Source organism: Affinundibacterium baiyunense (genome assembly GCF_018139645.1).
GTDB lineage: Bacteria > Pseudomonadota > Gammaproteobacteria > Burkholderiales > Burkholderiaceae_D > Undibacterium > Undibacterium baiyunense.
The window spans coordinates 85,757-109,423 of the sequence record NZ_JAGSPM010000003.1 but is presented as its reverse complement, the minus strand read 5'-3'; the positions used below and the strand labels follow the sequence as shown (position 1 = coordinate 109,423).

At 43.8% G+C, this 23,667-nt stretch carries 21 protein-coding genes; 7 read left to right on the top strand and 14 right to left on the bottom strand.

Annotated elements, in window-relative coordinates; genetic code table 11:
* Positions 1–4: 4 nt before the first annotated feature.
* On the bottom strand, positions 5–1,480 hold the full coding sequence (locus tag KDM92_RS06110) for an aminoacyl-histidine dipeptidase (RefSeq protein ID WP_212683522.1): 1,476 nt from the start codon (positions 1,478–1,480) through the stop codon (positions 5–7).
* 195 nt (positions 1,481–1,675) lie between these two features.
* A complete protein-coding gene (locus tag KDM92_RS06105) occupies positions 1,676–2,365 on the bottom strand; it encodes a GNAT family N-acetyltransferase (protein ID WP_212683521.1) in 690 nt (229 codons plus the stop codon).
* A 120-nt stretch (positions 2,366–2,485) separates the two neighbouring features.
* Between KDM92_RS06105 and KDM92_RS06100 the strand changes: the two genes are divergently transcribed.
* Positions 2,486–3,205, top strand: coding sequence for a hypothetical protein (locus tag KDM92_RS06100; protein ID WP_212683520.1), 720 nt, complete (start codon positions 2,486–2,488; stop codon positions 3,203–3,205).
* A 30-nt stretch (positions 3,206–3,235) separates the two neighbouring features.
* Here KDM92_RS06100 and KDM92_RS06095 read toward each other — a convergent pair whose 3' ends face one another.
* From KDM92_RS06095 to KDM92_RS06085, 3 genes are all read right to left on the bottom strand, one after another.
* Complete coding sequence (locus KDM92_RS06095; protein ID WP_212683519.1) at positions 3,236–3,841, bottom strand: YdeI/OmpD-associated family protein; 606 nt, start codon at positions 3,839–3,841, stop codon at positions 3,236–3,238.
* A gap of 185 nt (positions 3,842–4,026) precedes the next feature.
* Entirely contained in the window at positions 4,027–5,133 is a 1,107-nt protein-coding gene (locus KDM92_RS06090) for a hypothetical protein (protein ID WP_212683518.1), read from the bottom strand.
* A gap of 256 nt (positions 5,134–5,389) precedes the next feature.
* On the bottom strand, positions 5,390–6,652 hold the full coding sequence (locus tag KDM92_RS06085; RefSeq protein WP_212683517.1) for a DEAD/DEAH box helicase: 1,263 nt from the start codon (positions 6,650–6,652) through the stop codon (positions 5,390–5,392).
* Between the two features lie 175 nt (positions 6,653–6,827).
* Between KDM92_RS06085 and KDM92_RS06080 the strand changes: the two genes are divergently transcribed.
* Positions 6,828–8,975: an alpha/beta hydrolase family protein gene (locus KDM92_RS06080; protein ID WP_212683516.1), complete on the top strand. Its 2,148-nt coding sequence runs from the start codon at positions 6,828–6,830 to the stop codon at positions 8,973–8,975.
* Between the two features lie 10 nt (positions 8,976–8,985).
* Here the strand turns inward: KDM92_RS06080 and KDM92_RS06075 are convergent, their stop codons facing one another.
* Positions 8,986–9,465, bottom strand: a complete 480-nt coding sequence (locus KDM92_RS06075; protein ID WP_212683515.1) for a GNAT family N-acetyltransferase — start codon at positions 9,463–9,465, stop codon at positions 8,986–8,988.
* 121 nt (positions 9,466–9,586) lie between these two features.
* Positions 9,587–10,357 (bottom strand): substrate-binding periplasmic protein, encoded by a 771-nt coding sequence (locus tag KDM92_RS06070; protein ID WP_212683514.1) that lies wholly within the window; start codon positions 10,355–10,357, stop codon positions 9,587–9,589.
* Positions 10,358–10,738: 381 nt separating this feature from the next.
* Between KDM92_RS06070 and KDM92_RS06065 the strand changes: the two genes are divergently transcribed.
* Positions 10,739–11,878 (top strand): carboxylate-amine ligase, encoded by a 1,140-nt coding sequence (locus KDM92_RS06065; RefSeq protein ID WP_212683513.1) that lies wholly within the window; start codon positions 10,739–10,741, stop codon positions 11,876–11,878.
* Positions 11,853–13,094 (top strand): hypothetical protein, encoded by a 1,242-nt coding sequence (locus KDM92_RS06060; protein ID WP_212683512.1) that lies wholly within the window; start codon positions 11,853–11,855, stop codon positions 13,092–13,094. The genes KDM92_RS06065 and KDM92_RS06060 overlap by 26 nt, the downstream gene beginning before the upstream one ends.
* A gap of 128 nt (positions 13,095–13,222) precedes the next feature.
* Here the strand turns inward: KDM92_RS06060 and KDM92_RS06055 are convergent, their stop codons facing one another.
* Positions 13,223–14,551, bottom strand: a complete 1,329-nt coding sequence (locus tag KDM92_RS06055; protein ID WP_212683511.1) for an NAD(P)/FAD-dependent oxidoreductase — start codon at positions 14,549–14,551, stop codon at positions 13,223–13,225.
* A 391-nt stretch (positions 14,552–14,942) separates the two neighbouring features.
* Here KDM92_RS06055 and KDM92_RS06050 point away from each other — a divergent pair, with 391 nt between their 5' ends.
* Positions 14,943–15,560 carry a hypothetical protein gene (locus KDM92_RS06050; RefSeq protein WP_212683510.1) on the top strand — a complete coding sequence of 206 codons (618 nt, stop codon included), beginning with the start codon at positions 14,943–14,945 and terminating at the stop codon, positions 15,558–15,560.
* A 189-nt stretch (positions 15,561–15,749) separates the two neighbouring features.
* Here the strand turns inward: KDM92_RS06050 and KDM92_RS06045 are convergent, their stop codons facing one another.
* Positions 15,750–16,691, bottom strand: a complete 942-nt coding sequence (locus KDM92_RS06045; RefSeq protein WP_212683509.1) for a phytanoyl-CoA dioxygenase family protein — start codon at positions 16,689–16,691, stop codon at positions 15,750–15,752.
* Between the two features lie 24 nt (positions 16,692–16,715).
* Complete coding sequence (locus KDM92_RS06040) at positions 16,716–16,907, bottom strand: hypothetical protein (RefSeq protein ID WP_212683508.1); 192 nt, start codon at positions 16,905–16,907, stop codon at positions 16,716–16,718.
* Positions 16,908–17,104: 197 nt separating this feature from the next.
* Between KDM92_RS06040 and KDM92_RS06035 the strand changes: the two genes are divergently transcribed.
* Positions 17,105–17,716 carry an SOUL family heme-binding protein gene (locus KDM92_RS06035; protein ID WP_212683507.1) on the top strand — a complete coding sequence of 204 codons (612 nt, stop codon included), beginning with the start codon at positions 17,105–17,107 and terminating at the stop codon, positions 17,714–17,716.
* Positions 17,717–17,947: 231 nt separating this feature from the next.
* On the opposite strand, the gene KDM92_RS06030 is transcribed toward KDM92_RS06035, so the two are convergent.
* Positions 17,948–18,919 (bottom strand): fasciclin domain-containing protein, encoded by a 972-nt coding sequence (locus tag KDM92_RS06030; RefSeq protein WP_230408203.1) that lies wholly within the window; start codon positions 18,917–18,919, stop codon positions 17,948–17,950.
* A 175-nt stretch (positions 18,920–19,094) separates the two neighbouring features.
* Here KDM92_RS06030 and KDM92_RS06025 point away from each other — a divergent pair, with 175 nt between their 5' ends.
* Positions 19,095–19,694, top strand: coding sequence for a TetR/AcrR family transcriptional regulator (locus tag KDM92_RS06025; protein ID WP_212683506.1), 600 nt, complete (start codon positions 19,095–19,097; stop codon positions 19,692–19,694).
* 162 nt (positions 19,695–19,856) lie between these two features.
* Here the strand turns inward: KDM92_RS06025 and KDM92_RS06020 are convergent, their stop codons facing one another.
* From KDM92_RS06020 to KDM92_RS06010, 3 genes are all read right to left on the bottom strand, one after another.
* A complete protein-coding gene (locus KDM92_RS06020; RefSeq protein ID WP_212683505.1) occupies positions 19,857–20,546 on the bottom strand; it encodes a YceH family protein in 690 nt (229 codons plus the stop codon).
* Positions 20,547–20,772: 226 nt separating this feature from the next.
* On the bottom strand, positions 20,773–22,047 hold the full coding sequence (locus KDM92_RS06015; RefSeq protein ID WP_212683504.1) for a hypothetical protein: 1,275 nt from the start codon (positions 22,045–22,047) through the stop codon (positions 20,773–20,775).
* A gap of 143 nt (positions 22,048–22,190) precedes the next feature.
* Positions 22,191–23,240, bottom strand: coding sequence for a hypothetical protein (locus tag KDM92_RS06010; protein ID WP_212683503.1), 1,050 nt, complete (start codon positions 23,238–23,240; stop codon positions 22,191–22,193).
* Positions 23,241–23,667 lie beyond the last annotated feature (427 nt).

Here is a 23,667-nt window from a genome sequence, read left to right as displayed (position 1 = left end):
ACATTTATTTAGCTGGAATGCGCTCTAAAACCGCCAACAGCAAAGTCCAATATTGGCCCACTGTTTTGATATTCACCATTTCATCGGGGCCATGTGGAAAGCGTATGGTTGGGCCGATAGAAACCATGTCCAAATGTGGATAGGGCTTTTTGAATAAACCACACTCCAATCCCGCATGAATCACCATAATTTCTGGCTCGCGTTGATAAATGCTTTCATAGGTGTCTTTGACAATCGCCATCACAGGAGAATTATTGTCTGGCTTCCAGCCTGGGTAGCGACCTTCAAATTGCACGCTAGCACCAGCCAGATCGCATAATGATTGCAATTGGCTTTCGATATATGTACGGCCACTATCAATTAAAGAACGCACCATGCACACCACGCTAATGTGATCTGCTGCGGTACTTACTACACCGACATTGAGCGAGCTTTCTACTACGCCAGCCACTTCATCACTCATGCGCATCACGCCATTTGGACATGCATTGATCAAATGAATTAACTGTTGTTGCGAAGTGCTGCGCAATACTTTTTCTGGTGCTGTGCAGTCGTTGATAGTTAATCGTAGATTCGGTTCCGTCGCTGCCAATTCTGCTTGCAAGATTGCTTGATATTGCGCGACACGTTGTTGCAATAAATCGAGTTTTTCAACTGGCAAAGTAAAGCTAAATTGTGCCTCACGTGGAATCGCATTACGTAATGATCCACCTTGCGCTTGACTAATCGCGATACCCAATTCAACCGCATGTCTAGCAAAAAAACGCGCCAATAATTTATTTGCATTGCCGCGTCCTAGATGAATATTGACGCCAGAATGACCACCTTTTAAGCCGGCGATACTCAGGGTGTAGGCTAAGTGTGCTGGATCAGCGTCTTCCCATTGCACAGGTAATTGGATTTTTGCATCGACACCACCAGCGCAACCCATATAGATTTCGCCTTCTTGTTCAGAATCGGTATTGATTAAAATTTCGGCTTCTAAGATGCCGGCTTGCAAACCAAATGCACCAGACATACCAGCCTCTTCATCCACCGTCAGCAAGACTTCAAGTGGGCCATGTTTGATGTCGGATGCACCTAAAATGGCTAAGGCCGACGACATGCCGATTCCGTTATCTGAACCTAGCGTGGTGCCACGTGCTTTGACCCATTCACCATCAACCCAAGCTTCAATTGGGTCAGTCAAAAAGTCATGGACTTTATCGGCATTCTTTTGCGGCACCATGTCGAGATGCGCTTGGATCACGACAGTTTTTCTATCTTCCATCCCCGCTGTTGCTGGTTTGCGGATAATTAAGTTACCGACTTGATCGACAATTACAGGCAGGCCACGTTCTTTTGCCCACGCTTGGATATGTGCGCTTAATGCTGCTTCGTGCTTGGAAGGATGCGGAATGGCACAGATTTGTTCAAACCATTGCCAGAGTGGCTGAGGGAATAATTGACTGAGTTCAGATTGTGTAGTGGGCGTTGTCATCTCGGTATCTCGATATCTGGGAATTGCGGTAAGCGCCGTGCGGCGTAAAATGCAAGAGTCGAGAGTTTACCATACCGATGTGAGCGGACTGCTTGATGAAAATCTAGTAAGTTTATCGCTAGAAGCTGGTAGATCGCATAGTTCGTTACTCGATTAGTTAACTAGTCATGCCGCTTGCATGCCAAGGCAATATAACTATTCACAACGACGAATCACGCGCACCGCTGTTTCACAATAGTCACGAAAACCCATGCGCAAATACAAGGCATGTGCCGTGTCATTGCTGCGCATCACATGCAGGAAGGGGATTTCATTCGCCAATAATTGACGGCGAATAATTTTATGCATTAAGCGTTTAGCCCATCCTTGTCCTTGGTAATTCGGATGCGTGCAAACACCACTTACCTCGCGATAGGGCGGGGCAAAACTACGTTCTCCTGCCATTGCAACTAGCTTGGTGTTATCAAAATAAGCAAGATACTCACCAAGCTCAATTGTTCGTAGTCCGAATGGCCCGGGATTGGTCAATTGCGCTAACGTCATGGCTTGTTCGGCATCTTGCTGATTGAATGGATCTAAAAGACGTGCTTGAAAATCCGGCTCGTCTGGCGGTATTACACCGTCCCACACCATGCGATACATGGTGCTTTCAGCGACAAGCTGCCAGCCAGTAGGGATGGTGCCGCTCCATCCAGCGCAATAAAATTGTTCGCCAAGTTCGCAATAGGGTGTAATGGCTTGAAAATCAGGGTGCTGCGCATCTGCAAAGCCCAGGATAGGGGAGAAGCCTTTTGCATAGCGTCGCGCACTCGCTTCACCTTCAGCAAAATGCGCTTGTGCACCAGATAAACTGTGCCAAAAGATATTATCGAGTAGCTGTGTCATAGCGAATTGCGAGATTATTTTTTATCAGTCTAGCAGAGCATACTAGTTTGCTCGTTACAATAATAACGACTAATACAACTATTAACGACTATCTTTCATTTTTTAAGCTTGCGAATCGGCATGAATCCTTACCAGACCTTAAACTCCCCCATCTTGAACGATGTTGGCTTAAATTGCCATGCCGTGTTTGCCATTGCGGATTTGTCCGAGGAAGTTAAAACAATCTTGTTTGAACGATGCCCGCAAGCGAAGAATTATCAACAGTTAATTTTGATTGGTCACGCAGGTACGCAATTTTGGCAATCATTGAATCAGCATGTGACTGATGTTGCGACTCAGGCGCATCCAATCGACACCTTTACCATAGCGACCGTGCAGCAGTTTTTACAAATAGAGCATCCATCCGTATCTTGTGAAATTCTGTATCCAGGCGCTTATACCGTGAATTTGCAGGATCTCGGTAAGCTCGTTGGGTGGCATCACTCATCACCGTTCATGGTTGGTGTGAATACGCATTTTGGCTCGTGGTTTGCTTATCGTGCACTGGTGTTAGCCAATACCAATCTGCCGATCACCGCACCGATCCCGAACGCATCACCCTGCGACAGTTGTGAAGACTCGCCATGCATTCATGCTTGCCCGCCACGTGCTTTAGATGAAGGTAAATTTAATTTAAAAGCCTGCTTAGACTATCGGTTGCAGGAAGATTCAGCATGTAAAAATACTTGCTTGGCTAGACGCGCATGTCCGGTCGCGAGCGAGCATCGTTATACTGATCAACAAATGCAATTTCACTACGGACGTTCGATGAAAATGATAGAGATTTACGCAGAAAAATGATTTATATTTTCGGCCTGAACATCATACGGATTAACACTTTTCGTATTTCCAATTGCGACGTTTACCTTCCGCCATCCAGTCTATCGCTTGTTGTAATCGTTTCGCACGAGTAGCATCAGTTTTTGCCTCGGTATACCAAGCCACATACTCTTTTTTCTGCGAATAAGGGAAGGCATCGAAAGTCGCCATCGCCGCCGCATTTTTCTGTAACTCGCTTAAAAAATCCGGTGGAATTTCAAGATCTTTCTGTTCGTTTTTATCTTTATTACGCGATGGCAGCTTGGCGCCTGAGTCGTGTAACTGCATTGCCTGCTTGAGCAATTGGATAAAGGCAGCATCATCAGGTAATTCGGATAAGCTGGTAATACGCCCAAATTGGCCCATGGCTTTTTCTAGCTTGCTATCGATCTGTAATAATTCGCCATACCAAAAACCTAAGGCACAATGCTTCTTGAATGCAGCAAAGTGGCAAAAGATACTGCCCTTGTATTCAAAATGCGGCATGCTCCACTTAATCGTTTCACTGACATCCGGACAATGCTGATGCACCATAGCACGAATATGCCGCAATATCGGCTGCGCGAAATCAGCGCAATTTTCGATATAAGTATCGATGCGGGTATCTGTTTTTTTCATAGCGAAGAGAGCAGGTTTCTCAGTAATTGCGCGAATTGACTTAAGTTTAGTCGTTCTTGAATGCGTGCTAACCCATAATATATTTATGGTAAGAAGTCGAATATTGATACTTAACTGCATTTTTGAGCTTCAGGATCATCTTGCAAAACCGTAAGATGATCCTGAAGAAAAAGCGTACGTCGCGATTATTCGTCGAAGTCTGCCTCTATTGCTGCTAAGTAGGACTTTAACTCATTTGCCGCTTCGATTGGTAAGTAGACATATCCTACGAAACCATCATTATTAATGGGATCAAAGACGAACCGACCTTGTAAATAACGTTTGGTAAAAGCTTTGAGGTCATCTAAAAATTGACCGTCGGACCATGATCCAGAATTCTCATAATTGAAAACATGCTCCTTGCCGAAAGCATGGAAGCGAACGGTGATCTCGCTGAAATCATCGCTACTATCGCCCTCAGAGCGTAAGTCGGTTAATTTCAATTCGCCTAGCGTGGCGCGCGCCGCTGCACGCCATAAGTCTGGATAAAAATCTTTTACTTCATCTTCGGAAGCGCAGCCAAATGGCTCAAAATCCATTTCGCAGTAGCGACCCGGTAGCAGCTTTCCAAAGGCCTCAGAAGGGCTGAAATAATAGTCTGGGTCAGCAATTTCGCTTTGGTCGTCATCGCTCAGATTGGCTACTTTAACGCCATTCGATTCCAACATTTTTCGTAAAATTGCAAATTTCTCTTCGTTATCTGCTTCGGCAAACGCTTGGTGTTCAGGACCTAAATCAAGGTCTTCTTCGTCTTCGTCCTCATTCTCTTCTTCGTCGCCGAATCCACCAACTTTGTCGCTGGTCATATCAATAACCGTTTCCCACCAGTCCGCGAAATCAGATTCCTTTTTAGGAATCGCTTCACCTGGTTCTGTATCATAGCTATTCGCGTCAAATATCATGTGGGTAATTCCATTAACCGCACTGACTAAGACATTTGCTTGATGGATGCAGTCTGCATCGTCTAACTCAGAAAAGCTGCGCAATTTTTGCTGAATGCTGTTGACTAGCCATGGAGCGAAAATGAATTGGTTAAATTCGTCAGTGCGAGCAATGAGATCGTTGACGTCTAATTCATCGTCTCCTTTTTTATCGTCGCTCCACAGAGTTTTCCATAAAAGTTGATTGACCTGAGCAAGCACAACAAGCATTTCAGAACTTGTCGCTTTCTCTGGCACACTGAGCTCACGCAATTGAGCTGATAAGCTCTGTTCCGTCCATTCAGTTGTGTCGTTTTGGTCTTTTGTTGTCATGCTTTTTTCCTAAAAAAAGAGGGATCTAATTTTAGTCATAAGACACAAATTTTGACAACTGAGACGATACTCGATTTGTATTTTTTTCGACAAATTTTTTAATCAGCAATGAAGGAAGCGTAGCTAATTTTTGGAGCGAAACATTTCTGATTTTTACGCTTTTATCGCGATTTCTACGACCACTGAATCATATCTAAGCAAGGCTGTGACTTATGTATATTTTGTTAGCAAATTTTTCTTAAAATCCTTTTGAGTGCTATGTCTCTTTAGTCAGCATTTGCGCCCGCAATTTATCTTTCTTATTCGGACGTTTTCCCTTAATCCCGCCATTGGGATCGCTTGCTCTAGCAGTTTGCGCTAACGCCAATTTGTCTTCACTAGGAATAAATCCTTCAATCTGTTCACGTGCGATTTTGATGTTGTGACGTTTCTCGATTAAGCGGAAATGGGCTTCGTTGGCGGGATCGGCGCAGATAAAGCTGATTGCTAAGCCGGCTTCACCAGCGCGACCGGTACGGCCGATGCGGTGGGTGTAGTCATCGCTAGAACGGGGTAAATCAAAATTGACGACAACTGGTAATTGGTAAATGTCGATACCGCGCGCGGCGACATCGGTGGCGACTAAGATTTTGACGCGAGATGCTTTGAAATCGCTGATGACTTGGCTGCGTTTGCCTTGGGTTTGTTCACCGTGAAAAGCTTCGGCACTGATATGCGCGCGACGCAATTTGGTAGATAATAAATCGGCAGCATATTTGGTGGCGACAAAGACTAATACGCGTGACCATTTTTCAGTTTGATATAAATGCTTGAGCAATTGCGTTCTCTGTGTTGCTTCAACCATGATCGCGCGTTGTGTGATGTCCGGTTTGCTCTCATCGGTATCGGGGATATTGACGCGCACAGGCTCGTTTAATAATGTTTGCGCTAACTCAGCCACATTCGGTGCGAACGTCGCTGAGAAAAAGCAATTCTGTCTTTGTGTGGCGATTAGCGCTAAGACTTGTTTTAATTCGTCGGCAAATCCCAATGCCAACATACGATCTGCTTCGTCTAAAACGAGACAAGCGACTTGATCCAATTTGATTGCATTTTTGCTGTGCAAGTCGAGTAGTCGTCCTGGCGTAGCAACCACGATATCAGCACCGCCGCGTAAATGCAGCATTTGCGGATTGATCGAAATGCCGCCAAATAAAACCGCTAACTTCGGTGGGCGCGCAGCACCCAAACTAAGACTACGCAAGGTATCTCCAACTTGTACCGCTAATTCTCGGGTGGGGACTAAAACAAGACTCTGTACTGTGCGTGCTTGGCTATGCGTAGATTGTAAATAGCGTTCAAGCAAAGGTAGGCAATAAGCCGCAGTTTTTCCAGAACCAGTCTGTGCGGTTGCTAGCACATCGCGCCCTGTCAACATCACGGGAATGACATCTTGTTGAATCGCAGTCGCTTGCGTATAGCCGCGCGTTTGAATCGCATTGAGTAAGGTGTTGGACAGACCGAGTTGAGAGAAAGACATAGTCGCAAAGTGGAGAAGGGCAAGCAAGTTGCCGACAGATGGGATTTTAAACGATATTGGCGGGTGAACTAGCTTTCTTCAAACTTGTACCGTCTTGGTGTATTCTCGCTGACGCTCGATGTTGTAAGTGAATTTTTACGTAAGCCCTCAAACTGAGAAAAGTAAGGATAAGAAAATGAAAATAAAATATGCCTACGCTAAACATGCGTTGCAGAGAGTCGCACTATTTGTCTTTCTGAGTAGCGGTCTTAGTGTTGTCGCCGCCAACGCAAATGCCAACACAAATACCAACGCGGTCAATACTGCGTCGAGACCGATCACGCCGCAAGATTTGTGGGCGGTAAAGCGCGTCGATAATCCAGTGGTTTCTCCAGATCAGAAACACATTGCTTTTACTGTACAAACATGGTCGCTGGAAAGAAATCGTGCGCAGAATCAAATTTGGTTAATGGATAGCCAAGGGCGCAATCAACGTCGTTTAACCACTGCCGATGCGAGCGATAGCGCACCGGTATGGAGCCCAGATGGTAGCCGTATTGCCTTCACCTCGCGTCGCAGCGATGATGAAGCACCAGCACTTTATATTTTGCGCTTAGATGGTGGTGAAGCAGAAAAAGTTTTGGAGTTACCTTTTGGTGTGATCAATCCAAAATGGCATCCAAGTGGAGATAGTTTGATCGTTGGTACCAAAGCGATTCCAGCACTTAAAGGAAGCTGGCGTGCGGATGACATGCTAGCGATGAAAAAAGAAATGAAGCGTCGCCGTGATAGCAAGATGACGGCGAAGGTGACCGAAGATCGTGTGTATCGTTTTTTTGATCATTGGCTCACAGATGAGTTGTCTGCACATTTTTTGCAGTTTGATTTACGCAATAAATCCTTGATCGATTTAACGCCGCAATCGACAGAACTGTTTAGTTCTTCCAGCAATTTTGATTTTGCGATTTCGCCAGATGGTAAGACATTGGTGTATAGCGCAAACACGATTCCTGCACCACATCACGACGCAGATAATACCGATCTGATTTTATTGAAATTGGATGAAATTGGAAAAACAAAAAATATCACCAGTGAAAATCGTGGCCCAGATTCTTCACCGAATTTTTCTGCGGATGGCAAAAGCATTTATTACACACGCACTAATACGCCTTTGTATGATGGTAGCTCAGCGAAGTTATGGCGCTATGAGGTCAGCAGCGCCAAACATAGTCCAGTAACCGAGGCACGTGATTACGCCATTGCCGAATTTCAAGCGAGCAAAGATCTTAGCAAGTTGTGGATGGTCGCTGAAGATCAAGGTGAAACCAGTATCTTCAGTAGTAAAAATGATGGCAATCAGTTTGAACGCGTGATACGTGATGCCGGTATTTCCAAACTTAAATTGCTAGGCAATCAATTGGTGTTTTTACGCAGCAGCTTTGATCGTCCGAATGAGATTTATAGTATGGACCTTGCAACTAAGACGCTGCGTCAGTTGACTCATTTTAATGATGAATTGATGGCAAATTTGAAGCTCGGTAAAGTCGAGTCCTATCAATTTAAAGGTGCGAATGATCAGTTAGTGCAAGGCTGGCTGATCTTGCCACCTGATTACGACAAAAATAAATCTTATCCATTGCTACAACTGATGCATGGCGGGCCACATACCATGGTTGGTAACGCATTTAACTTTCGCTGGAACGCGCATGTGATGGCGGCACCAGGGTATATTGTTAGCTGGGTGAATCGTCACGGTTCTACAGGCTTTGGCGAGCAATTTGCTCGCAGCATTAATGCAGAATGGGGAGTAAAACCAACACAAGATATTTTGCGTTCGAATGACTATCTGATTCAAAAGTTGGGAAATATTGATAGCAAACGTATCGCGGCTGCTGGCGCGAGTTATGGCGGTTATTTAGCAGCTTGGTTAGCGGGGCATACTGATCGTTTCGTAACGATTATTGACCATGCGGGAGTCAATGATTTGGTTACCCAGTATGGTTCTGATTCAACCAATTATTCGTTTGAAAAAACTCTGGGAGGTAACCCTTGGAGTGATACTGAGGTAATGCAGAAAAATAATCCTATGTCGTATGCCAAGAACTTTAAGACACCGATGCTGTTGACCCACGGTGAGCTTGATTATCGCGTACCGTATGTGAATAGCACGGCTTTGTATGGCGTTTTACAAGGGATGAAAGTGCCTTCACGATTAGTCATTTTCCCCAACGAAAACCATTGGATTTTGTCACCGCAAAATTCGGTTTATTGGTATTGGGAAGTGCAAAATTGGTTGCAACGCTACATCGGCGGCACACCAACTTTGACGCAACCGAAGTATTGATTTTTTAAAATTAATACAGATAAGCCATTAAGGCTTCGTCGAGATAGCGGTTTTCGCTCTGCAGGTGGGTGTATTGACGCAATACACCTTCTTGTTGAAAACCGCACTTTTCATACAATGCAATCGCGCGCGCATTTTCTACGCTGACACTTAATTCTATGCGCTTGAGGTTTCTTGTTCTACCTAAGGCAAGAATCTCCGCAAACATCTTTCGCGCGAACCCTTGACCGGCAAAACGAGGATCAATCGCGACACCACCAAGATAAGCAATATGCGCAGTCCTATGCTTTAAAGGAATGAGCTTGAACATGCCGATCGGGATATGATTATCCTCAAACACATACAACACCTTATCATCCAATAATTGCTGAAAAATCGGCTCGAATGCTGATTTTTCCATAGGTTCATAGAGCAGAAATGGATTAATCTCTGGGTGCATGTATAAGTGGTAAATGAAGTGAAAATCAGAAAATTGTGCTGGGCGATTCATTTGTTTGGCTAGAGGAAATGGTGGACTTTGAAACTGCAAAAAACGAAATCTGTTTGACTAAACTTCATTCTTTGATCTACTTTAGTACTGAGCAAATTTGTAGGAAATTCGTAGTTTTAGCTTACTCACGATAGCGCTCAAAGATACGTTTTAACTCGCCCGATTTTTGTAAGCTGATAAGCGCTTCTTCTATCATTTTTACATGGCGGTCAGGCAGATCTTTTCTTAATCCCATATAGAACTTTTCCGACAATTTGGGACTATCTAATAGGCGTACTTCTTTCGAAAATCCTGAATGTTTAATCGACGTTTTAATTCCAGGGGATCGATGGCAATAGAAGCGACCACGACCTGCGAGTAGTTTTCTTAAATTCGAGATGGATGAAGTGGCGCCATAGTCGATTTTTAAACCGCCCATTTTTTGCAAGATGTCGGTGATACCAAATCCTCTGATCACTAAAATCGTTCCTTCATCACCTAAGGCCCGAATATCATCCCAGCTATTAATTTGAATGGGGTCATCCGCCCTCATCGCTAGTAGATAATCAACTGTGAAAAGTGGAGTGCTTAGTAATTTATATTGAGCAGTGTTTCGATCTATATTTTGTACGCCGCAGATAGCATCAATGCGATTTTCAAGAAAATTCGCATCGATGCGTAGGCGTGGCATCCAAGTTTGGTCACCGCGAAATTGAATTTCAGGGTAGCGTTTTTCAATAGCACGGAAGATGTCAACGCAAATGCCGCCGATTGCTGCTTTACCATCATGGTGAATTGCAATGTATTTGGGTTCTGATGATTCTTGAGCGGCTGTGCGAATGACAACCTCTGCTGAAGCAGGGAAGTGTATGCAGAGAAGAATGATGGCTAAAGTGAAACGCCAATTGATCATAAATTACCCCAAACTTTTAAAGATACGAGTCTATCTTTAAAATTTCTTAATCAAATCGCATTGTACTCCTTAATATACTAAGGATTGGTGACATGATTTTTAAAGAATGCAAACTGTTGTTAAAGTAAGTGAGATTGTATTGCTATTAAGTGTTTTCTTGATCTTTGGTGTACGAATTAGGAAGAAGGAGTGGTAATTGACTTTGATCTAGATAAGTTAAATTCACAAATAGCTCTACTTATTGCCCTTTACTATTGCAATTGACTTAGCATTCCTGCCGCTACACTCTTTCTCATATCTGAGTCGGCTGCGGGTTGCTTTCGCTGACCGGATTGTTCTGAATAAATTCGGCAGTGATAACCACGATGAGTGAGGGGATGCATGCGTAATGTGATTACTTTGGGTGCGGAAGAAGAGTTACAAATCGTTGATCAAGATAGTTTGGAGTTGGCGGCGCATGATTTCGATCGTGGTCAGCTTGAATATCCTGATTGCAATGGTAGCTCATCCTGCGAGCTGCATAAGGCAGTGGTCGAATTACAGACGCCTATTTGCCATACTCCAGATCAGATCGTCGCCAGTGTTTCTTCTATGCGTGAAATCATTCGATTAAGAGCGCATGCACAAGGCCAACGAATTCTATCCGCGGGGGTGCATCCATTCTCCAATTGGAAGGAACAAGAGATCAATAAAGATCTGCATAAGCACCAGCACTATATTCGTTTAGTGGATGAATACGCAGACATTATGCGTAGCTTGGTGTCATACGGATTTCATGTCCATTTGGGTTTGCCAAAAGGAATTCCGGCTATGGCTGTGTTCAATTCTTTGCGCAATAGTCTGGCTCCTGTATTGGCGATTTCATTGAGCTCACCGTTTTATGAGGGCCGTGACACAGGAATGCAAAGTTGGCGTCATTCGATGTTAGATCGCTTGCCACGGATGGGAACACCTGATATTTGGCGCTCAGAGGAAGAGTATTTCAAACACATAGAATTGTTGCGCAAAGTTGGTACTCTGGAAGAACAGCATGGCATGTGGGAAGACTTACGTCTGCATCATCGTTATCACACGCTGGAAGTGAGAATTTGTGATGCCACGCCATCGTTAGAACACATCTGGTTAATCACCGCCTTGCTGCAATGTGAAGCAGCAACGCTGGTGCAAGATTATCAGCGTGGTCGATTAACTAAGCCGTTGTCACGCGCTTGTTTGGAAGAGAATAAATGGCGGGTACGTCGTCATGGATTAGCTGCTGCGTTGATTGATTGGAATAGCGAGACCCCAGTCAGTTTGCATGACTATTTTGACCAATGGCTTGTGCGTTTAACGCCAGTTGCTCAAGAATTGAGCTTATTTGAGCGGATGCGCGAAAAGATCCAAGCTTTGTTTATTCAAGGCGTATCTGCAGATATTCAACGCGGTATATTCAAACGTTCTGAAAATTATCAAACGCTAGTTCAGCATTTGATTTACGAAACTGAGGAAGCGCAATTTGCACCCGTACAATATAGACAGTAATTCAGCGGTGCCTGCTGATCATCCGTTTCATCCGCTCAGTTTTGAGCTGCAACAAGCTACGCCACAATCCAAACAGCGCATCCATGATTTATGGGCACAAGCAGCAGGGACGTCACATCTGCCTCCGCAAGCCGTGCTATTTTCTGAATGGCCGCTAATTGCCTCGCAACGCTTACAAGACAAATTGACGCAAAGGACAGAAGCACTCTGTCAGGTTTTGCAGCCCCATTTACAAGCACAAGCGATTCAGCAACATGGTTGGCAGCAAGGCACAGCAGCGGATGTATTAACGATTGATTACGCGATCATTTGCGATGGCGATAGCTGGGATATTCGCTTGGTTGAATTTCAGGCGTTTACCTCTTTGTTGACGATGGGTTATCGCCTGCATCAAGTTCATAGCCAGTTGTGGCCGCAATTAGCCGATTGCCCACCATGGCAAGGAAAAAAGACTGAACAGTCTTGGATGCAAGCGAGTCGCGCATGGTTGGCGGGTGGTGATAATCCTGCGCTCTTAGAATACCAAGCTTGGCAACGTGGTACGCTATTCGATTTGCATGCATGTTCATTGCTATGGAATATGCCGATCATCGAGCCACATCTGATTGAAGTGGATGCCAATGGTAGACTCTTTTCGACGCAACATGGTGTACGCCAACAGCATGACCATATTCTCAATCGCTTGATCTTAAGCGAGTTAGAGGATGATGCGCAATTTTTACGACAACTTAAAAAGTCGCAATTGAATTGGCACAGTCATCCTGCATGGTATTTTTTGGTACACAAGGGCTTGTCTGCAGAACTAACAATCCCTTTTGAGCCCAAAAATGTCAAACTCAATCAATGGCATGAGCTAAATTTACCAGCACAAGAAATCGTTGTGAAAAATATCTATTCTTGTGGCGGGAAAGATTTGCGAATTGGTCCATCTGTGCAAGAACTAGAAGACTTATCGCGTGCTGGGCAAGGCGATCAATGGCTAGTGCAACCGCGTTATCGTCCTTATCCTGTCATGAGTTCGAGTAATGGTGTGCCTGTATTTGCAGAGGTGAGAATGATTGTACAACTGCAAGAGAATCAGCAAACACGGAGTCAGCAAACACGCATCGCCATGCAAATTCTTCGCATGTATTGCTCTGAGCAAGCATCTGCTAGCTTCTTTCAAGGACGTGAAGGTGAGGGCGCAAACATCTTACATCGACCTCCGAATAACTGAGCTCGCAGAGAACGGATAAGAGATAGAGAATTCGCGATAAGCAATCCGTAGTTACTTATCGCGAATTATCATGCTGGTCATTGATGCATGGAGCACAGCTTTAATACATTCAATCCAAGCAAAGTGAATTAATGTAATTTAATCCTAGGATTCCTGACCCGATCAATGGTCTCGGCCCAAGTCGATAACCAAGTATGGAACCAACCATTCACTGCGACTTGATGATGCTTATGTAGCGACCAATACATCCATTTCGCAAGCGTGCCTTCAATAAAAACAGAACCGCTAGCGATTGCTCCCATCAGGCTACCAACGGTACTGTAATTGCCTAGCGAAACCAAAGAACCATGATCTTTGTAAGTGAATTCTTTGAGTGGTTTTCCATCCAGTGAGCGACATAAAGAATCCGCTAAACAAGATGCTTGTTGGTGCGCTGATTGCGCGCGTGGCGGCACATTCGCTTGTCCTTCTCCTTGTGGGCAAGCACAACAATCACCTATCGCAAAGATCGAAGCATCAGTGCTTGTTTGTAAGTTGCGGTGTACTACTAATTGATTTAAACGGTTCGTTTCCAGTCCATCTAAGTTGCGTAAGAAATCAGGCGCTTTGATACCTGCGGCCCACACCACGATACCGCTGGGTATAAATTTGCCACTAGCCATGGCAACACCTTCTTTGCTTACTTCAACGACTTTTTCATTGGTATGAATTTCGATAGCGATGCTACGCAACTCTTTTGCCACTGCATCAGACAGACGTTCGGGCAACATTTGTAATAAGCGAGGTGATGCATCGACGATCACAATTTTTAAGTCTTTTTCAGGATGAAAATTGACTAAGCCATAGCTTGATAAAATCTTAGTGGTCATGTGCAATTCTGCTGCGAGCTCTACCCCAGTAGCTCCGCCGCCGATAATGGTGACGGTGAAGCGACCTTCGCCAGCATTTTGTTTTTGTGATTGCGCACGCAGACAACAGTTCACTAATTTGTGATGAAAACGTTCTGCTGCTTGTAAAGAGTCAAGCATGATGCAGTTTTCTTTTGCGCCCTTGGTCCCAAAGTCATTCGTTTGACTGCCGAGCGCGATCACCAGTTGGTCGTAGTGGATGGCTTGCTGTGGCAGTAACTCGATACCTTCTTCGTCAAAAGTTGGCTCTAAATAAATTTCTTTTTTCTCTCTCGATAAACCATGCATGCGACCGAGTCGAAATTCGAAATGTTTACTACGAGCTAGCGCAAAGTATTCACGTTCATCTGCATGACTGTCTAAGGTGCCAGCGGCGACTTGATGTAATAGTGGCTTCCATAAATGGGTACGGCTGGCATCGACTAAAATAATCCTTGCTTTCTTTTTCTTACCAAGACGTTTTCCTAAACGTACAGCCAATTCCAGTCCACCCGCACCACCACCAACAATGACGATTTGATGCAGTGCTTCGTTTTGCACAGTATTCATATTGCGCCCTTTAATATAAAAACCTATTTCAAGACGCACCGATCAATTGTTACGCCGCATTGATACCCGGCGCAGATTAATGGATTTCAGATGCCGCTTAAAATAGATTTTCAATAGCCACTGCGATTTTACTCCTGCTTGTTCATGCTGGAGTTCATTATTTTCAAATTCCATCTTGAAAGCTATTTGACATCGTAATTCGGTCGCAGATTTACATAAAAATTGACGTGTAAAGTCGGTACGCTTATTTTCATTCAGAAATTGCTTGTACCTTGCGTGGTCATCTTCGACTTCTATTAAGCTGCGCAGCAATTTGGCTGTTATATAAATTGCATACCAAGTTTGTTGCATTGTGCAGCCGACTAACTAAATTGAAGATAGGAGTAAGACCGTGGATATTCAATTAAATTTCATTAACCAATCAAACGATCAAAATCGTTCAGAAGTGTTGATCTTTGCAAAGAACGAAGCAAGCGCCATTGATGAGTTGCACGTTGCTTGGACCGTCATTAAAAATTGCGGGCAAGGATGTAATCATCCCTTCGTTTACTCATTCAATAATTCGGTGAGTGCGGGTGATAGCTGGGGCAATTTTACGCCGCAACTTTCTGCTTCAGAGGGAGAGCGATTTGAGATGGTCTTGAGTCCATCAGGAGATCAATTGCGTTCGGCGGGTGCCGCAAACAGCCCGCGAGAAATTCAGGTTCTGAATAACTTACAGCAAGGCGCAATCAGTTCCAACATCTATAAATCAGGAAGATTGTTTGCCACAAGAACTGGTTTGGCACCACAACAAGAAGCGGTGTTTCAGTTTAAACCAAGCATTTGGATCGGTGTTGTGTCGCAAGTAGAACAAGGTCAAATTATCAATTCTGCGATTATTTCCGAAGTGAATACAGAGTTGAGTCTGCTCGGGATTCAAAGTGCAGATATCGTGATGACAGGCGGTGGTTCTGGCGCCGAAGCAAAGCCGTTTCGTTTTTACTTTGAAAATCTGAGGTTTGCATAAGTCTTTAAATCACACTTTGCTTCAATGTAAATTGGCAATGAATTGGTTTGCGGCACAAAGTCGTTATGGCGATTTTTTGTCATATAATCTTTGCAAAAATTGTAGCGTGCTCAAACAGTGTTGCGCAGTATTCAGTTGTGTAGCGCGAACAGACATCTTCGGGCTGATTGATAACACCAGATTGAGCCTTTAAATCCAAATCGGATGTTCCTCGTCACCGTTCGGTATATAGCTCAGATATTGCACCATTCGTGGTGTTGTGCCGAGATTGGGAGTCGCGCAGTGCGGTAATGCTTGATGCCAAATGATGAAATCCCCCGCTTTACCGGTGATGGGTTTGCTGATTAGCGTTTGCTCGGCGATACGGCGAGGATTTTCATCTGGGTCTAATCCGTCCAACCAGCTTGGTATTTGCCGGTGAAAGCCTGGCACACAATGAAATGCACCGTCGTTCTCATTACAATCGCTTAAATATAATAAGCCTTGAAATCGATTTTGGATAGGCTGTGCGAGACTCACATCCCAATGCAATCCATTGCCACGAAACGAATAGTGCGTCGTTTCCGGTGGATTAAAACTGACGTGATCTATCGTTTTGTAAATCGCTTTAGTTCCATAAAGTTGTTCGTAAGCCGCGCGAATGCGCCTTGATGCACGATTGGTATTGAGGCGAGGGTGGTTATACAGCGGGAGCATTAATCCCTGTCTTTGTGATTGCGAGCGATACCATGTGCTTGGGTCATTTAAATCAGCTTGCAAGAAATCAAGAATTGCTTGTCGACTTTCTGCGCAGGCTTGCGCATCAATGGCCTGCGGCAAAACGAGGTAAGCATTTTCTTCCCAAAACGCAATTTGCTCGGCACTTAATTGATAGTCAGATTCGTTTTGTATCACATCATCAGTTTGATCGAGGATCACATATTCTGAATTCGACCGCACTAGCCAAGCGCGAAATTCTTCTAGGCTAGGACGCTCTTCTAAAACATATTTCAATGCGATTGGATGCGGAATATGATACGCATACAAGGCTTGCACTAGGCGACGCCATGAATAATCGGAACCTGCGTCAGGACGATAGTTTGGATCGCGATGGCGTTCCCAAAAATTCTTAAAAATTGGCCAGTCTTGCATTCGGCATCTCCGAAAAAATGCTATTTATTTTTGTTCTGTTTTATCGGCATGGGATAAGTTTTCCGATAATTGGCGATTTTTGAGAAGTGAAAAATACTTGCTCGCAAGGGCTTGGTCTTCTTTCGGTGCAAAACTTTGAAGTATCGTATCTTGATCGCATCCTGCAAGCGATATACAAAATAGAGCGATGAGTAGTTGGTAAATAATTTTTCTCATTAATTTCAATTTATTGAAAAGCAAGCTGGTATCAGTTGAAGTTAATGACCTTATCATATCTATAATTCTGCAACAACGATTCTGTGGAAAGCCTTTGTTCTTTCATTGAAAAAATTTGAGGCTTTTGCGTCTTTAAAAACATAGAGGTGCGCGATCGAGTACTATTTGATCAGTGAGACAACAGGAGGAGAATTGTCATGAAAAAATTACTGATTTGTTTGATCGTATTGTGGAGTAGTGCGATGAATGCGCTTGCAATTGAAGAGCCTACTTTTGAAGTTATTAAGCGATTTTCTCAGTTTGAAGTACGGAAGTATCAGGCTTATCTGGTTGCAGAGGTGGTTGTGCCAGGTCCTGCAGAAAAGGCTGGGAATACCGCATTTGAATATCTAGGTGGCTATATTTTTGGTAAGAATAAGGGCAGCAAAAAAATAGAGATGACTGCACCAGTTTCTCAAACACCTGTGCCGACAAAAATCGCGATGACAGCGCCAGTTTCGCAGAGTGCAACAGAGGGTGGCTACTTGGTTCAATTTGCGATGCCAAGAGAATTCACGATGGATACTTTGCCTGAACCGACCAATCCAAAAGTAAAGTTACGCGAGATGCCGGCGCAAACCTACGCAGTGATACAGTATTCTGGATCATGGTCGCAAACCCTCTATGAAGAAAAACTTAGCTTGCTTAAAAAATCGATCAGCGAGGCTGGATTGAAGATTGATGGAGAGCCTATTTTCTCGCGCTACAACGCACCATTTTCTTTGCCATTTTTTCGTCGAAATGAAATCTGGATTGCCATCTTGATGTAAGCAGATAAATGATGCGGAGAGGGCTGTTATAGCAATACCGGCAAAGAAAAAATAGGGGATAAAATAAGAAGAATATTTGAATTGAAAACTCAGTGAAGTAATCTTATCGAAGCAATTCACTATTTGTTATCTTCGAACTGTTAAGTATCCATGAATGGATACCTAACAGCTTACTTAGCTAGTCTATTTAGCTAGTTCATTTGTTGTGTTAGCTAATTAGAGTTTTTCAGCTTACGGTAATGTTGGAATCAACACTTTATCGATAACATGAATTACACCATTACTTGCACGAACGTCGACTGCAACGATTTTTGCTGCGCTTGTGGTTGAGTCCGTAATTGATGGTGGATTTGTGTTATTGATCGTAATAGTTTTACCACTCGCTACTGTATTTACTCTCGTGCCAAACGGAATGCCGGTTGAGAGCACTTGTCCTGAGAGCACGTGGTAGGTTAATACGGTTGTTAATTGCGCAGTTGTCAATCCCGTTGGTGCAGCTGCGAAGGCTGTGTTGGTTGGTGCAAAAACTGTGAATGGACCAGCACCACTTAAAGTGCCTTGTAAGTTAGTTGCAACCACCGCTCCGACCAATGAGCTAAATATAGGATTCGCTTGTGCGGTTTGGACTATGTTTAACACACCTGGTGGCACCAAAACTTTATCGACAACATGAATCACACCATTTGAAGCGGGTACGTCGGGCGATGTGACCGTTGCATCGGTCAATATCGCATCGGTGATTTTGACACCGCTGCTCGTGTTTAGTTTGATCGTCGCATTGGCATTGTTGTAGCTGTATTGCGTAGCCTGTGTTGCACCACCTGCAATCAAATCGGCAGCAGTTTTCTTGCTGGCCAGTACATGATAGGTCAAGATCGATTGCAATTGCTGTGCAGTTAAGGCATTCACAAGAGCTGTGCCATTTGCAAGTCCGAGCTTGCTTGCCAAATCGTTGAAAGCTTGATCGGTTGGTGCAAATACTGTTAATTGCGCACTTGTATTACTTAAGGTGCCGCTCAAACCAGCTTTATCTGCCGCTGCAGCGAGTGCAGTAAATCCCTTTTTCTGCGCCTCTTTTAAAATGGTTTCTGGTCCATGAACTGCATCGTCATCACTTCCCCCACATGCTGTGACGCCAGTTACAATAGCAAGTGCTGTGAAACCACGTAGCAAAAATTGTTTAATCGATTGTTGTAAAACCATGGTATTGCTCCTTTAAGGAATTAAACAAAGATGAAAGATTTCTGAAAAAGTGTCGCGCTTAGATCGAAATCAAAGTTACCAGTCGAGAAAAATAATGACTTTAAAATCATTTTATGACTGATTGGTCATAAAATAAACCAATTAGTTTTATCTTGTCCAGAAAAATTTAGAAAAAATGGGAATTTCATTTAAAAAACAGCAATTTGATGCGCGAGAAGAGGCGATCATTGATGCTGTAAATCATCTTTTGTCAGAAAAAGGATTTGATTTAATGACAATGGATGATGTAGCAGATCGTGTCGGGATTGCCAAAGGGAGTTTGTATAAACACTTTTCTTCCAAAGAAAAGCTGGCTGCTGCTGCCCTGACGCGCTTGTTAAAGGCAACTTTAGAAGAGTTAGATCAACTTCCTGCTGAAATGCCAGCGGTTGAGCAACTTAAACATATTTTGGCTTGGTCGCTCAGATTAAGATTGCAAGGTGGGGTACCCCATTTGCCGTCAACCAGCGTCAGTTTGCAACGTAGTTTGATGCTGAATTTAGACTATATGACGGTTGCTCTTCGTGTGAATAAGCGATTTCATGGATTAGTGGCGAAGGCGCGCAGTGATGGCGCCTTGACGCCAGAAGTGCCGGATGATGTGTTGGTCTTTACATTGTATTCGCGCGCCTGCGATCCAACTGTCGATTTTTTGATTCGCGATAATAAGTTGAGCCATGAGCAAATTGTTGACGCGATCGTGTATGCAACGATGGGTGGATTTTTGGCACGTTGAAACTAATAATTTGCCTATTGATGTAGCGATTTGCAGAACACACCTCAATTTAGAAAGTTCAGATACAGCTTATTGAGCTTGAATGTATCTGAACTTCGGTCGAGATTAGAATGAATAATTATGGTCGATAATGGCTAGTTAATGTTGCCGTTATTCTAGTTATTACTCGAATTGTTTTTTGAACTCAGCAAACTGAGCAGTGAGTTCCGATACGCTAAGACGTAACTGCGCAACTTCTTCTTCCAAATGCGCGATGCGATCTTTTTGGTTTGTTGAAGGTGTCGCAAAATTTGTCGATTGCTGTTGTTCTATCGAAGCTTCATCGCAACTGAGTAGATGGGCGTAGCGAGGTTCTTTTGTGCCAGGAGCTAAAGCTAAACGGCTTACCAGTGCGGGATATTTATTCATTAAAAAATCTAAGGATTTTTCAACATCCGCAACGCTGGCGAATTCATGCAAGCGACCAACCCGATTCCGAATTTCTCCAGCGGTTTGCCATCCACGTAGCATTAATACCGCTAACACGGCAAGTTTGTCTTGTTCCAACATCCATTTCAAACGCATGCGATGTTCATACTTGGCAACTCTGGCACCTGCTTGATGCGTCACACCGATTAATTTTTTGATGGCGAGTCGATCAAGTGCTTCGCTCACTTGTGATTCTGTTAGTGACATCACAGGATCACGGCTGGTTAATTGATTACATGCGTTGACTAAAGCGTTTAACGATAGTGGATAGTTATCTGGCGTGTTTGCTTCTTTCTCAGCAAGTGCGCCTAATACTCGTACTTCGATTTCATCGAGAAATGCGTTGTTTGTGCTGTGATCAGAAGGAGTAGCTTCGGTTGTCATGATAATTTTTTGGAGATAGGTAATAGTGGTGTTGGTGCAGAGGTCGATATAAAAATCATGCTGAAACGAGCACAGTTTCGCAAGGCAAGACTGGACGCTTCTTGACAAGTTTATTATTCAAAAAACGATTTTATTTTCCGTGCACGTAATTCGATATCGACACCAAGCATCAAGCATCGAGAACAAAGATGCCTTGTCTCTTTGTACCACGGTATTCTACTTCATCCTATTTTTTTGATGGCAGTGCAAGATTTGCCGGTGTGCGCCATAGATCTCGGCAAACGCCGCCACCGACTTCCCCTTGTGAATCAATGCGAATATCTGCCACGCGCCATTTCTTTTTTTGATCCATCGCGGTGATGAAACTGATACGGCAACTGCCGCTCGCTCCTTGGGTTGACAGCACTCGACCAGATGCTGCACTTACTAATGCTGAGCGGTTATCAAATGACGATTGGTAGTTTAAAAATCTTAGTCCACCTGCTTCGCTAACTTGTGGTGAACCCATACTTGCGCCGACTTGTTCCTCTGGCCTGCCTTGCCATACTGAAAGTAAGGTTCTTTCTTCTTGACCGACTTGTCGATCACCTCGAACCTTTCTTACGATTTCTAAAAATTCTAATTCGGCTTGATGTTGTTCTATGATGGGTTGGCCGAAGTTTTGCGCGGCCTCAACTTGCTTTTTCATTTGCTTTTCTATGGCTGCGTACTGAAGATCGTAGCGGGCTTTTTCTTCTGGACTCAGCTTTTTCACCCAAAGCCCTGAAGGGTCAGCACGTTTGCTGCCTTTCCAAAGTACATTCCAGCTTAAGTTAAGCAGATCAATGACTGTTTTTGATTCAAGTGGATGCACAGCTTCCTGTAAACCTATTTTTTGTAAGCCCGAGTTGAAGGTTTCGGCATTCCATTGACCGTTGGCAGTGGCTTCTTGCAAAGTAAGGCGCACATCTTCATCTTGGCATGCAAATTTCTGCGCTTTGATCATCGCCGCATTGTTACTTAGTTCCCATTGGGTTTGCGGAATGGGTCGATTGGATAAATCAACTCTCGGTACGGTGTAGCTGCGCGGTGCGATACGCAACTTGACCGGATCATTCCATCGTTGCGGATCATTCCAGCCATCGACGATGACGGATGAACTATATTGTTTGCCTTCTTGCCGTGCTTTCTTCGCTGCTTTTTCTGCTTCGCTATAGCTTAGGACACGATATTTATTAAGGCATTCAAATTGTAGTTTTAGTTCATCCCATTCTGGCGCGGTGACGGACTCATAGACAATAATGATAGGCAGTTCTTTGATACTGGTTCTAGCCATGATGTCATTGCCTTTGCCGAGCATATCTTCCACTTCGCTACGATCGGTAACACGGGTAATTTGTGCGTACCATGCTTCCCTTTGACCAACTTTCCCTTGTTGGTGAAATAGTACCCAGTTAGCACCTGCATTACTCATTAACGTTAAGAGTAATGTCATACAACCTAAAGATTTGATCGAAAGCATGGAAAATCTCCTGTTGATTGCTTGTGCGAAAAATGCGACGCACGCACCCACTTAAGTTTCGCGACTATCTTTCTAGTAATCGCATGTAATTTTGATGAATTGGTAGGCTAAGCTGGGCAAACAGAACGCCCGCCGAAAACACACTAAAAGCAAACAAAGAAACAAATGGTTTGCGACTTGTCTAGCGTGATTTCTACATTATCCCCATCGTTTTTAATTGTTACTTGCTTTTGGAAGGTGGTTGGTTGTTTGATGATGTAAGACCAATTGACAATTTTATCTTGCGTACCAAGATGCACGCCAGCGACATTAAATGTATGCGTTTGCCCGACCACTTCTGGAACATTAATCTCTTTATCGTAATTAAAATTAGCGAGCAAGGTGTACTCGCCAGCAGGTAAGCGAGGAAAGGAAAATTTACCTTCATCATCGAGAATTTTTGTACTGATAAAATGTTTGGCGATCCGTTCTGGAATCTGATCTGGAAGCTTTTTATTTGCCTTTACTTCGGCGAACCAAGCATTAAATTCATCACTCAGCCAAATCAGTGAAACCGCGGTACTGCCTTTGGGCGGATATTGTTTGGAAGCGAGCAATCCACCTTTGAAATAGGCCCGTCCACTGATTGACGATTTTCCTACTGGACGGATTTCTGCTAGCGCTGCATCCATGGTTTGACCACCGATTTTGCGCCCAGCAACGCAATCAAGCATGGCAGTACGTGCTTTATCAAGTCCATCGTAATTTAATTCGACAAGCAATTTAGGAATTACGCTTTCGGGCATCCATAAGCCTAGGTCTTTTTCGCTATCTCGCATCGATTGTAATAATGTACGAATATCACCGGCAACAACCATCAAGTTATTGGTGCTTGAGTTCGCCTGTTTTGGCAATATCACTCCCTTTAAATTCGACTCAGGCAAACCCTTCATTCGTAAGATTAAATCGGTTTCTTGTGCCGCATGCGTTACCGGAATTTGTGTGCCAGAAAACAATAAGGTGGAATGCTTTGCGGTCGATGTCGGACCGAATATGGCAAAGCTATCGACATTGCGTTTGCCTGAGATAAAACGAATACCACAATTTAATCCCGGCGTTGATTCGTTATAGCGAAGATGCCAGGCACCGAGCGCAGAGCGCGTAATAATTTTTCCGTCGGATTCTTGCGCATAAGCCTTAGCTCCACTAATCATTAGTAATAGGATAGATAGGACAAGCAAGCAAAGCGAGCTTGTTAATGATCTCCAAATTGAAGATATATTCAAAATGGAATCGCTGCACTGGTTCAGCTTATAGGTGGGCAATGAAGAGGCCGAATAAGGCGTATTGGTGACAAAAAGGTTGACTTTGCGTGCGATCATTTTTTATCCAATCTATAGGAATGCCACGATTGCATTCAAATTGCAGCCTAACCACGAATTATTTCGGCAGATGAATCAAACGTGTAAGTAAGATGGTTTTAAGCGGGAATGCTATTTTTGTTTGCATTATATAAAAGTAACTGACAGATAAATTGTATTAAATTGTACAAACTCAGCTAGATTTTGTATCTTTGTTGAGGATTCGTTGTGTCGAATTCGTTAAAGCTTTGCCATGAACGTGCATCAGTTCGATCTAAGT

Bases quoted from the DNA above. Each gene is read 5' to 3' on its own strand.
- KDM92_RS06110 (WP_212683522.1), bottom strand. From the start codon at position 1,480: ATGACAACGCCCACTACACAATCTGAACTCAGTCAATTATTCCCTCAG.
- KDM92_RS06105 (WP_212683521.1), bottom strand. From the start codon at position 2,365: ATGACACAGCTACTCGATAATATCTTTTGGCACAGTTTATCTGGTGCA.
- KDM92_RS06100 (WP_212683520.1), top strand. From the start codon at position 2,486: ATGAATCCTTACCAGACCTTAAACTCCCCCATCTTGAACGATGTTGGC.
- KDM92_RS06095 (WP_212683519.1), bottom strand. From the start codon at position 3,841: ATGAAAAAAACAGATACCCGCATCGATACTTATATCGAAAATTGCGCT.
- KDM92_RS06090 (WP_212683518.1), bottom strand. From the start codon at position 5,133: ATGACAACAAAAGACCAAAACGACACAACTGAATGGACGGAACAGAGC.
- KDM92_RS06085 (WP_212683517.1), bottom strand. From the start codon at position 6,652: ATGTCTTTCTCTCAACTCGGTCTGTCCAACACCTTACTCAATGCGATT.
- KDM92_RS06080 (WP_212683516.1), top strand. From the start codon at position 6,828: ATGAAAATAAAATATGCCTACGCTAAACATGCGTTGCAGAGAGTCGCA.
- KDM92_RS06075 (WP_212683515.1), bottom strand. From the start codon at position 9,465: ATGAATCGCCCAGCACAATTTTCTGATTTTCACTTCATTTACCACTTA.
- KDM92_RS06070 (WP_212683514.1), bottom strand. From the start codon at position 10,357: ATGATCAATTGGCGTTTCACTTTAGCCATCATTCTTCTCTGCATACAC.
- KDM92_RS06065 (WP_212683513.1), top strand. From the start codon at position 10,739: ATGCGTAATGTGATTACTTTGGGTGCGGAAGAAGAGTTACAAATCGTT.
- KDM92_RS06055 (WP_212683511.1), bottom strand. From the start codon at position 14,551: ATGAATACTGTGCAAAACGAAGCACTGCATCAAATCGTCATTGTTGGT.
- KDM92_RS06045 (WP_212683509.1), bottom strand. From the start codon at position 16,691: ATGCAAGACTGGCCAATTTTTAAGAATTTTTGGGAACGCCATCGCGAT.
- KDM92_RS06040 (WP_212683508.1), bottom strand. From the start codon at position 16,907: ATGAGAAAAATTATTTACCAACTACTCATCGCTCTATTTTGTATATCG.
- KDM92_RS06035 (WP_212683507.1), top strand. From the start codon at position 17,105: ATGAAAAAATTACTGATTTGTTTGATCGTATTGTGGAGTAGTGCGATG.
- KDM92_RS06030 (WP_230408203.1), bottom strand. From the start codon at position 18,919: ATGGTTTTACAACAATCGATTAAACAATTTTTGCTACGTGGTTTCACA.
- KDM92_RS06025 (WP_212683506.1), top strand. From the start codon at position 19,095: ATGGGAATTTCATTTAAAAAACAGCAATTTGATGCGCGAGAAGAGGCG.
- KDM92_RS06020 (WP_212683505.1), bottom strand. From the start codon at position 20,546: ATGACAACCGAAGCTACTCCTTCTGATCACAGCACAAACAACGCATTT.
- KDM92_RS06015 (WP_212683504.1), bottom strand. From the start codon at position 22,047: ATGCTTTCGATCAAATCTTTAGGTTGTATGACATTACTCTTAACGTTA.
- KDM92_RS06010 (WP_212683503.1), bottom strand. From the start codon at position 23,240: ATGATTAGTGGAGCTAAGGCTTATGCGCAAGAATCCGACGGAAAAATT.